Origin of the sequence: Luteococcus sp. (genome assembly GCF_043424415.1) — a bacterium.
Lineage (GTDB): Bacteria > Actinomycetota > Actinomycetes > Propionibacteriales > Propionibacteriaceae > Luteococcus.
On sequence record NZ_JBHWOO010000160.1, the window covers coordinates 1 to 9,601 of the forward strand.

The 9,601-nt window shown below is 69.5% G+C and carries 9 protein-coding genes and 1 pseudogene; 4 read left to right on the top strand and 6 right to left on the bottom strand.

Annotated elements, in window-relative coordinates; all coding sequences use genetic code 11:
- The first annotated feature begins 65 nt into the window (after positions 1-65).
- Positions 66-989 (top strand): exodeoxyribonuclease III, encoded by a 924-nt coding sequence (locus ACHFFZ_RS09775; RefSeq protein WP_394276445.1) that lies wholly within the window; start codon positions 66-68, stop codon positions 987-989.
- Between the two features lie 21 nt (positions 990-1,010).
- On the opposite strand, the gene ACHFFZ_RS09780 is transcribed toward ACHFFZ_RS09775, so the two are convergent.
- From ACHFFZ_RS09780 to ACHFFZ_RS09800, 5 genes are read right to left on the bottom strand one after another with little or no spacing between them, the layout of a single operon-like run.
- A complete protein-coding gene (locus ACHFFZ_RS09780; RefSeq protein ID WP_394276446.1) occupies positions 1,011-1,976 on the bottom strand; it encodes an enoyl-CoA hydratase/isomerase family protein in 966 nt (321 codons plus the stop codon).
- Positions 1,933-3,525 (bottom strand): polyprenol phosphomannose-dependent alpha 1,6 mannosyltransferase MptB, encoded by a 1,593-nt coding sequence (mptB, locus tag ACHFFZ_RS09785; RefSeq protein WP_394276447.1) that lies wholly within the window; start codon positions 3,523-3,525, stop codon positions 1,933-1,935. Before mptB ends, ACHFFZ_RS09780 begins: the two co-directional genes overlap by 44 nt.
- Positions 3,522-3,896, bottom strand: coding sequence for an NADH-quinone oxidoreductase subunit I (locus ACHFFZ_RS09790; protein ID WP_394276448.1), 375 nt, complete (start codon positions 3,894-3,896; stop codon positions 3,522-3,524). Before ACHFFZ_RS09790 ends, mptB begins: the two co-directional genes overlap by 4 nt.
- Positions 3,893-4,483 carry an NADH-quinone oxidoreductase subunit C gene (locus ACHFFZ_RS09795; RefSeq protein ID WP_394276449.1) on the bottom strand — a complete coding sequence of 197 codons (591 nt, stop codon included), beginning with the start codon at positions 4,481-4,483 and terminating at the stop codon, positions 3,893-3,895. Before ACHFFZ_RS09795 ends, ACHFFZ_RS09790 begins: the two co-directional genes overlap by 4 nt.
- On the bottom strand, positions 4,480-4,902 hold the full coding sequence (locus tag ACHFFZ_RS09800) for a proton-conducting membrane transporter (RefSeq protein WP_394276450.1): 423 nt from the start codon (positions 4,900-4,902) through the stop codon (positions 4,480-4,482). Before ACHFFZ_RS09800 ends, ACHFFZ_RS09795 begins: the two co-directional genes overlap by 4 nt.
- Before the next feature lie 84 nt (positions 4,903-4,986).
- On the opposite strand from ACHFFZ_RS09800, the pseudogene ACHFFZ_RS09805 reads away from it, so the two are divergent.
- The 3 genes and pseudogenes from ACHFFZ_RS09805 to ACHFFZ_RS09815 all read left to right on the top strand — a co-directional run.
- Positions 4,987-6,834: pseudogene (locus ACHFFZ_RS09805) on the top strand (2-oxoacid:acceptor oxidoreductase subunit alpha); the annotation flags it as partial.
- A 191-nt stretch (positions 6,835-7,025) separates the two neighbouring features.
- Complete coding sequence (locus ACHFFZ_RS09810; protein ID WP_394276451.1) at positions 7,026-8,093, top strand: 2-oxoacid:ferredoxin oxidoreductase subunit beta; 1,068 nt, start codon at positions 7,026-7,028, stop codon at positions 8,091-8,093.
- 84 nt (positions 8,094-8,177) lie between these two features.
- Positions 8,178-8,435 carry a hypothetical protein gene (locus tag ACHFFZ_RS09815; RefSeq protein WP_394276452.1) on the top strand — a complete coding sequence of 86 codons (258 nt, stop codon included), beginning with the start codon at positions 8,178-8,180 and terminating at the stop codon, positions 8,433-8,435.
- Between the two features lie 19 nt (positions 8,436-8,454).
- On the opposite strand, the gene ACHFFZ_RS09820 is transcribed toward ACHFFZ_RS09815, so the two are convergent.
- On the bottom strand, positions 8,455-9,429 hold the full coding sequence (locus ACHFFZ_RS09820; protein ID WP_394276453.1) for a polyprenyl synthetase family protein: 975 nt from the start codon (positions 9,427-9,429) through the stop codon (positions 8,455-8,457).
- Positions 9,430-9,601: the final 172 nt, after the last annotated feature.

A 9,601-nucleotide genomic window follows, 5' to 3' on the forward strand; every position in this document is an offset into this window, starting at 1 on the left:
ATTCTCTGGCACGACCCGTGCCAGCAGCCCCCGCCGCGGTGTGGACGAGGGCTAGGCTGGCCCGCATGCTCCGCGTCGCCACCTTCAACATCAACGGGATCCGCGCCACCCAGAAGCGCGGCTTTGCCGACTGGCTCCAGGCCCGTGACTGTGACATCGTCGCCCTCCAGGAGGTGCGCTGCCCCGTCGCGATGCTGCCCGAGGGGATCTTCGGCGGCTACCACGTCGCCTACGACGCGGGACAGATCGCCGGCCGCAATGGGGTCGCGGTGCTCACCCGCGAGGCCCCCGACGCCATCCGCAGCTGGGGCGCCGGCGCGCTGGTGCGCGCGCCCAGAGACAACCACCTGGAACTGCAGGAATCCGGCGAGACAGGGCCGCTGGCCCGAGAACTCAAGGCCTTCTCCACCGAAGGCCGCTACCTGGAGGTGGACCTGGCCGACCGCCCCCTGACCGTCGCCAGCCTCTACCTGCCCAAGGGCGGGCTGCCCGCCGAGCTGCAGGCTGACGGCAAGAACGGGCGCGACAAGCCCGACGGCGGCGCCAAGTACCAGCGCAAGATGAACTTCCTCAAGGGCTTCGCGCGGCACCTGACCACGGCCCGCCGCACCGCCGCCCGGCAGGGCCGCGAGTTCATCGTGATGGGCGACTTCAACATTGCCCACTCCGAACTCGACATCAAGAACTGGCGGGGCAACCAGAAGTCGGAGGGCTTCCTGCCCGAGGAGCGCGCCTGGCTCGACCAGGTGCTCTCACCCCGCACCCTGGTCGACGTGGTGCGCCAGCTGCACCCCGGCCAGGACGGCCCCTACTCCTGGTGGAGCTGGATGGGACAGGCCTTCGTCAACGACGCAGGCTGGCGCATCGACTACCAGCTCGCCACCCCGGCCCTGGCGAAGCTGGCCATCACCGGAGGCACCGACCGCGCCGAAAGCTACGAGGCCAGGATGAGCGACCACGCCCCCGTCGTGGTCGACTACGACTTCTGAGGGCCGCCCAGCAGCGAGGCGTCAGCGGGCCTCGAACATGCCGAGCACCAGCTCGCGCGGCACGTCTTCCACACATGCATGGCGCCACTGCGGGTTCCGGTCCTTGTCGACCAGCTGCGCCCGCACCCCCTCGACGAAGTCGGAGTCGGCGACGTAGTTGCGGGCCAGGCGGGCATCCTGCTCCAGCACCTCGTCGACCGAGTCCACCCGGGCCGAGCGACGGACCGCCTCCAGCGCGACTGCGACGCTCCACGGCGACCGGGAGCGCAGGAGCTCGGCACATTCCCTCGCCCGGGCTTGGTCGTGCGCCTCAAGAGCGGTCACGACGGCGACCGGGTCGTCACCGGTGAAGCACTCGTCGATCCAGGCACGGTCACGCTCCAGCTGCGAGGCCTCCGCCGAGAGGTCGTCGGCCGGTGAAGGAGTCAGCTCATCGACCAGGCCCGCGTACAGCGCGCTCGCGGCGTCGATCGACTGGCCGGTCATCGCCATCCAGGTGCCCAGCTCCCCCGGTGTGTGGGACAGCTGCCAGTTGATGCCGACGTCGGGGAAGAGGCCGATGCCGGTCTCCGGCATGGCCAGGACCAGGTCGCGTTCGGCGGTCACGGTGCGGCAGTGCAGCGCCAGGCCCAGGCCGCCGCCCATGGAGACCCCGTGCAGGTGGGCCGTGGTCGGCTTCGGGTAGTGGGCGATCAGCCGGTTGACCGTGTACTCGTGCTCGAAGAAGTCGACCGCGCGCTGTGGTTCGTCCAGCACCAGCTGGCGGATGGCGCGCACGTCGGCTCCGGAGCAGAAGCCGCGTTCCCCCTCGCCCGAGATCTCGACGCGTTGGACGTCGTCGTCCTCGCGCCAGGCGGTGAGCAGCTCCCCGATGGCCTGCATCATCGCAACATCGAGCGCGTTGATGGCCCGGGGTCGGTCGAGGACCAGGCGGGCGAGTCCGTCACTGACCTCGCCGCGCACGTGGGGGCTGGTGGTCTGGGTCACGTTTCCTCCTGTGGGTGGATCGGAGGGCGTCGGTCGCCCTCTCGTGGGTGCGCACCTGCCAGGCAAAGCCTGCCACCGCCACCACCCCGAGGGCCACGGCGGGGTTGAGCGAGTCGACGGCGCTGACGCTGTTGCGGTAGGCGAGGTTGATGGCGGCATAGCTGAGCAGTACCACCGTCGCCTGCACCGCGGCACGCACCATCCGACGGGAGGGCCGGGTGAGCGGCAGCAGCACGCCACCCCACAGCACGTACCAGGAGTGCAGGGCTGGCGAGCACAGCGCTACCGCCAGGAAGCTCCAGGCCAGGAAGGTGACCGGCTGGCGACGCGCGACGGTCAGCGCGAAGACCGTGATCAGGGCACCGGCCAGCACCATGCCGGCGGTGCGCGCCGCGGTCAGCATGGCACCGCCGGACGGGTCGAGGGCGAAGTGGTCGGCCACCATCTGGGCCAGCTGGCCGACAATGGTGGAGGGTGAGACGGTGATCACCATGCCGGGGACGTCGACGGCATCGAGCCATCCCCAGCCCAGGCCGGTGAGCCTGGTGATGCCGGCGAAGGTGCCGATCGCGATGGCGAAGCTCGCCACCGCCCGCACCGCGGTCGCGGCCACGTCACGCGCCTGCCAAGTGCGCCAGGGGTGACGGATCAACGGCAACGCATAGGCCGCCAGCACCGCTGGCTGCTTGATGGCCGCGGCCGCGCCGATCACCACCGCCGCGGCCAGCCAGGCCCAGTCGGCGCGAAAAGCCAGCCAGAGCCCCAGCACGAGCAGGCCCACCATCAGGGAATCATTGTGCGCCCCGCCGATGAAGTCGATCACCAGGACGGGGTTGAGGGTGGCCATCCACGCTGCCAGGGCCGGATCCGCGCGCAGCTGCACCGCGATACGCGGCACCAGCAGCCCGATCAGCACCACACCCACCAGGGCGGGGATGCGCATGGCCAGCGCGGAGACATAGGGGTCGAAGCCGGTGGCGTCCACGATCAGGTGCTGCATCTGCAGGCTCAGCGGCCCATAGGGGGCCGGAGTCCGCCGCCAGACCCAGGCCACCTGGTCGGCGAAAGCCCCCGGCAGCAGCATCACATTGCCGTGGTAGGGGTTGATGCCGTTGTGGATCAACCAACCCTGGGCGGCATAGGAATAGGCGTCGTGGCTGAAGATGGGCGGCGCCAGCAGGAAGGGCGCGCCCCAGATGGCCAGCACCGCCCAGTGCTTGAGGTGCCAGTAGGCCTCGTCTCCCTCCCGACGCTGCCCCTCGCCACCCCTGGCCGGGCGCAGCCGGAACCAGGCGTCGACCAGCAGTGCGAGGCCCGCCATGACCAGCACGGTGCCCAGGATGCGGGCCGGGGTGCCGGTCAGGTGCAGCGGACGCAACATCCGCCACCAGGGCGAGTTGAGCGGCAGGTAGGCCGGCGTCAGCGAGCCCAGCGCGATCAGGGAACTGCCATAGGCCCCGCGACGCACGTGCGCCACGGCCCAGGCCCGCCGGATGCTGGCCCAGTGCAGGTCGAGGCCACCGACCGACGGGGTGAGGACCGAGCTCACCGCAGCTGCTCGCGGCCCTGACGCAGCTGGGGCAGTTCCGCGGTGGTCGCCACGTGCGGCCCGGCCCACTCCAGGGCGTCGAAGGGACACTGTTCCACGCAGATGCCGCAGTACATGCACAGCGACCAGTCGATCTCGAAGCGGTCGAGCACGTTGTGGGAACGCTGCCGGGAGCGCGCATAGCCGGAGGTGGGTGATGCGGCGGCACCACCGATCGGTGCGCCCCCCTCCCCCTCGCGCAGTTCGGTGTGCGAGTCGATGTGGATGCACCAGGCGGGGCACTCACGCGCACAGATCATGCAGGAGGTGCAGTTGGACTCGATGAGCCGGATGGATCCGTGGGCCCCGGCCTGCTGCGGCTGTTCGTTCATCGTCGTCTCCTCACCCGTCCGCCGGCGACGGCGGCGGCGATCTCCTCGGCAGTGGCTGGTGCGGCCTGCGGGTCACGCTCCCCCCACACCTCGGCGTCGGGCACCCCGGGAGGAGCCATCTTGCGACGGCTGGGGGCCGCGCCGCCCGGCTCCTTGGTGCCAGGCCAGGGTTGTGCGGCGCGGGCACCCAACACGAAGTCCTTGCGCAAGGGGGTCGTCGCTCCCCCATGGTTCAGCAGCGGCGCCTGGTCGCCACCGTCGAAGACGATCCCGAAGAAGTCGTGCGCCTCGCGCTCGTGCCACGACGCTCCCGGTAGCAAGGACGTGCAGCTGGCCAGCACCGGTTCTTGGCGGGGCACCCGGGTCTGGAGCCGCAGCCCCCTGGGAGGGCTGGACTGGTGGTCGACCAGGCGCAGCACGACGCGGAACTCGTCACCGCGTCCGATCTCGTCGACTGCCCCCAACCAGTCCAGGAAGGGGTACTGGTCCGCTGCGGCGCGGATCTGCTCGATCCACTGCCCGGAAGGGACCTCACGCACCTCGTCGTCGATGCCATGCCCTCCCGGGACGGAGATGTGTTCACTCATTGGACAGCTCCCTGCACGAATTCCTGGCGAACCTTCTCGACCACCTCGGCCAGTGCGGCGGGCGGGGGCGGACAACCCGCGACAAAACTGTCGACGTGCACCAGCTGGTTGACCCCCTTGGTGACCGACCAGGCATCCCAGTAGGGGCCACCGGCGCAGGCACAGGCACCGAAGCTGACCACGTGATCGGGGGCGAGCTCGGCGATCCGGTCGGTGACTAGGCCGGACAGGGCGTCACTGAGGGTCCCGGAGACCACGGCCACCACCGCGGCACCCGCGGGCGCGGCCGACAGCCGCGGCGCGTCGACGGGCACCGCGAACTCTGACTCGATGGCACAACAGGCCAGGGCGAGGTCGACGACGACCACCGACCGGTCGCCGAACCAGTCGATGAACTGCCCCTTGTTCTGCTCAGACACGAGCGCCAGCCTAGCTTCCGCACCGGCGCACCGTCTGGCCAGGCGCTGGTCTGCCTTCGTGTGGCAGCTAGTCTGGACTGTCGAGTGTTGTCTTTTCGAAAGAGGCCCGTTGTGACTGGTGTGCAAGTTCTCGAGCGAGTGGTGATCCGCTTCGCCGGCGACTCAGGTGACGGAATGCAGCTGACGGGCGACCGGTTCACCCACGACTCGGCCACCCTGGGCAATGACATCTCGACCCTGCCGAACTTCCCGGCCGAGATCCGCGCCCCCCAGGGCACCCTGCCGGGCGTGTCCAGCTTCCAGCTGCACTTCGCCAACTACGACATCGTCACCCCCGGCGACCGGCCCGACGTGCTCGTGGCGATGAACCCGGCCGCGCTCAAGGCCAACCTCAAGGACCTGCCCCGCGGCGGGCTGCTGGTGGTCGACAATGCCGAGTTCACCAAGCGCAACCTGACCAAGGTGGGTTATGAGGCCAACCCCCTCGAGGACGGCTCGCTGGCCGACTACCACCTGGTGGCACTCGACCTGACCGGCATGGCAGTGGCCTCGGTCAAGGACTTCGGGCTGGGCCGCAAGGACTCCGCGCGCAGCAAGAACATGTTCGCCCTCGGACTGCTCAACTGGCTCTACAGCCGCCCCACCGAGGGCACCGAGAAATTCCTGGTCGAGAAGTTCGCCAAGAAGCCCGAGATCCGCGATGCCAACATCGCCGCCTTCCGCGCCGGCTACGCCTTCGGTGAGACCACCGAGGACTTCGCCGTGCGCTACGAGGTGGCCAAGGCCGACATGCAGGCCGGCAGCTACCGCCAGATCAGCGGCAACCTGGCCACCAGCTATGGCCTGATCGTGGGCGCCGAGAAGGCCGGGCTGCAGCTCTTCCTGGGCTCCTACCCGATCACCCCCGCCTCCGACATCCTGCACGAGCTGAGCCGGCAGAAGGGCCAGGGCGTCATCACCTTCCAGGCCGAGGACGAGATCGCCGGCGTCGCCTCCGCGCTGGGTGCCTCCTTCGGTGGCTCGCTGGGCGTGACCACCACGTCGGGCCCCGGCATCGCCTTGAAGTCCGAGGCGATCGGCCTGGGCGTCATGACCGAGCTGCCGCTGGTCGTTGTCGACGTGCAGCGCGCCGGCCCGTCGACGGGCATGCCCACCAAGACCGAGCAGGCCGACCTGCTGCAGGTGATGTACGGACGCAATGGTGAGGCCCCGGTGCCGGTGCTGGCACCGTCGACCCCCTCGGACTGCTTCGACATGGCTGTGGAGGCCGTGCGCATCGCGGTCACCTACCGCACCCCGGTCTTCCTGCTCACCGACGGCTACCTCGCCAACGGTGCCGAGCCGTGGCGGATCCCCGAGATCGACCAGCTGCCCGAGATCGACCCGAACTTCGCCACCGCCCCCAATGACGGCGACGACTTCCTTCCCTACAAGCGCGACCCCGAGACCCTTGCTCGCGCCTGGGCCAAGCCCGGCACGCCCGGGCTGGAGCACCGCATCGGCGGCATCGAGAAGGCCGACGGCTCGGGCAACATCTCCTACGACCCGGCGAACCACGACCACATGGTGCGGCTGCGCCAGGCCAAGGTGGACGGCATCGTGCGCGACATCCCCGACATCGAGGTCGACGACCCCTCGGGACGCGCCAAGGTGCTGGTGCTGGGCTGGGGTTCCACCTACGGCCCCATCACCGCCGCCGTGCGTCGGGTGCGGGCCAGCGGGCGCGATGTCGCCCAGGCCCATGTGCGCCACCTCAACCCCTTCCCTGCCAACCTCGGCGAGGTGCTGCGCGGCTACGACCGCGTGATCGTGCCCGAGATGAACCTGGGCCAGTTCGCGATGATGCTGCGCGCCAAGTACCTGGTCGACGTGCAGAGCTACTCGCGTGTCTTCGGGCTGCCGATCTCGCTCTCGGAGCTGGCCGCCGACCTCGAGGTGGAGATCGACCAGATCAACGGCCACCCGGGCGGGCCCGTCGACGAGGTCGAGATCTCCGAGGGTCCCGGCAGCGAGGACATGGGCGACGGCGAGCTCGCGGCCGACAACGAGCAGGCCCAGCTGCACGCCGAACCGGCCCCCATCAACAACCCGAACGAGCACTCACACACCACGCAGGAGCAGAAGTGACCACCACCGAACTGCAGACCCCCGGCTACCGCGGGCTGGCCGGTGTCCCGCTGAGCATCGAGCCGCTGAACCGCAAGGACTTCACCAGCGACCAGGAGGTGCGCTGGTGCCCCGGCTGCGGTGACTACGCCATCCTCGCGGCCTTCCAGAGCATGATGCCCGAACTCGGCATCAAGCGTGAGAACACCGTGATCATCTCCGGCATCGGCTGCTCCTCGCGCTTCCCGTACTACGTCGACAGCTACGGGATGCACTCCATCCACGGCCGTGCCCCGGCCATCGCCACCGGCGTGGCGGTGACCCGCCCCGACCTGGGCGTCTGGGTCGTCACCGGCGACGGTGACGCCCTGTCGATCGGCGGCAACCACCTGATCCACGCGATGCGTCGCAATGTGAACATGACGATCATGCTGTTCAACAACCGCATCTACGGCCTCACCAAGGGCCAGTACTCGCCCACCTCCGAGGCCGGCAAGGTGACCAAGTCGAGCCCGCTCGGCTCGGTCGACGCCCCCTTCAACCCCGTCTCGCTGGCACTGGGCGCTGAGGCCGGCTTCGTCGCCCGCACGGTCGACTCCGACCGCCAGCACCTCTCGCAGGTGCTCAAGGCCGCCGCCGGCTACCGCGGCACGTCGCTGGTGGAGATCTACCAGAACTGCCCGATCTTCAACGACGGTGCCTTCGAGGACCTCAAGGGACCCGGCTCTGACGAGGCGATCATCCCACTGCGCCACGGTGAGCCGATCCTGTTCGGCGCCGACAACCACCTGGGCGTCGTGCAGAACCGCGACGGGTCGGTGGAGGTGGTGGAGGTCTCCGAGGTGGGCCTCGACGACATCCTGGTGCACGACGAGCACCACGCCGACCCGTCGCTGGCCTTTGCGCTGAGCCGCCTGACCGACGGTGGCGTGATGCACCGCTCCCCCATCGGCATCTTCCGCAATGTTGAGCGGCCCGCCTACGACGACCTGGCCCGCGAGCAGGTCGCCATGGCCATGGGCGACCGCCAGGAGTCGGCGCTGCAGGCCATGGTCAACGGGCGCGACACCTGGACCGTGCTCTGAGTACCTCCCGGCCGTGACCGCGAGGGGTCCGAGCCGATGCTCGGACCCCTTGGCGCGTTGTGGCGGCGCTGGATTTGGGCGGGTGTGCGACACCGACACCCCCGTCCGCAGGACGAGCTGTTGCGTCACGTCAACGCGGACTGGCCCAGTTCGACCACCATAGACGCGGACAAGTCCTCGGCCAGCACCTTCGTCACCCTCGACGAACAGGCCCGCGACACAGGGCGCGGGATCATCGAGCAGCTGGCCCGGAAGACCGGAGACCCGCGGGACGACAAGGCCAAGGCCGGCGACCTGGGCGGGTTGGGGATGGAGCCCGACGAGCGGGTCACCATCCGGTGAGAACCGGAGCCGCCGACGATCAGTTGGAGCGGCCCACCAGGTCGAGGCAGATCCTCGACAGGGCCTGCTTGGCTTCCCCGTCGGGCAGCGACTCCAGGTGCGCCAGTGCCAGGTCGGCGTGGCGCTGCACCTCTGCCCGGGCCTGCTCGATCACAGGATGGGCCCGCAGCTGCTCCAGCGCATCGGCCAGGCGGGCGTCGTCGGACAGGTCGGAGGAGATGAGCTCCTTGAGCGCCTGGTCGGCCGGATCCTGGGAGGCCTGCAACATCAGCGTCGGCAGCGTCGGGACGCCCTCGCGCAGGTCGGTCCCGGGAGTCTTGCCCGTCTCGTTGCTGGTGATGTCGATGATGTCGTCGCTGAGCTGGAAGACCACGCCGATCTCCTCGCCGAAGGCGTCCAGCGCCTCCAGGATTTCACGCGAGGCCCCGGCGACCATGCCGCCGAAGACGGCCGAGGTGGCGATCAACGAACCCGTCTTGTCACTGATGACCTGCAGGTAGTGCTCCAGGGGGTCATCGCCCTCCTGCGGCCCACGGGTCTCCGCGATCTGGCCCTGCACGAGGCGGCCGAAGGTTTCGGCCTGCAGGCGCACGTAGTCGGTGCCCAGGTCGGCCACCAGGGTGGAGGCGCGGGAGAAGAGGTAGTCGCCCACCAGGATCGCAATCGAATTGTCCCAGCGGCGGTTGGCGCTCGGGGCACCGCGACGCAGGTCGGCATCATCCATCACGTCGTCGTGGTAGAGGCTCGCGACGTGGGTGAGCTCCACCACCAGGGCGGCGCGGGTGAGGTCGGTCTCGCTGGTGCCCTGTCCGAAGGCAGATCCCAGAACCACCAGCAGTGGACGGAAACGCTTTCCGCCGGCATCGATGATGTGCCTCGCCGCCTCGGTGACGAAGGGACTGTCGGCAACGGCGGCCTTGACCAGCTCGTCCTCGATGACGGCAAGCCGACCGGTGACCGAGGCCTCGAATTCCTCGTCCACGACGTGGGTCACGATTCTCCTCATTTCGATGCGGGGCAGGTCCCCGAAAGCCTCCCCCCAGACTAGTGGTTCGCGCACAGGCGCGCCCAATCGAGCCCGGTCCCGGACGCGCCCATGCCGGCTTCGGCCCATGCACCCCATGGGTCCCGAGACGGGACTGGCCCCGCACCCTTCAGGGTGCGGG

Coding starts and splice junctions, on each gene's coding strand:
- ACHFFZ_RS09775 (WP_394276445.1), top strand. CDS start 66: ATGCTCCGCGTCGCCACCTTCAACATCAACGGGATCCGCGCCACCCAG.
- ACHFFZ_RS09790 (WP_394276448.1), bottom strand. CDS start 3,896: ATGAACGAACAGCCGCAGCAGGCCGGGGCCCACGGATCCATCCGGCTC.
- ACHFFZ_RS09795 (WP_394276449.1), bottom strand. CDS start 4,483: ATGAGTGAACACATCTCCGTCCCGGGAGGGCATGGCATCGACGACGAG.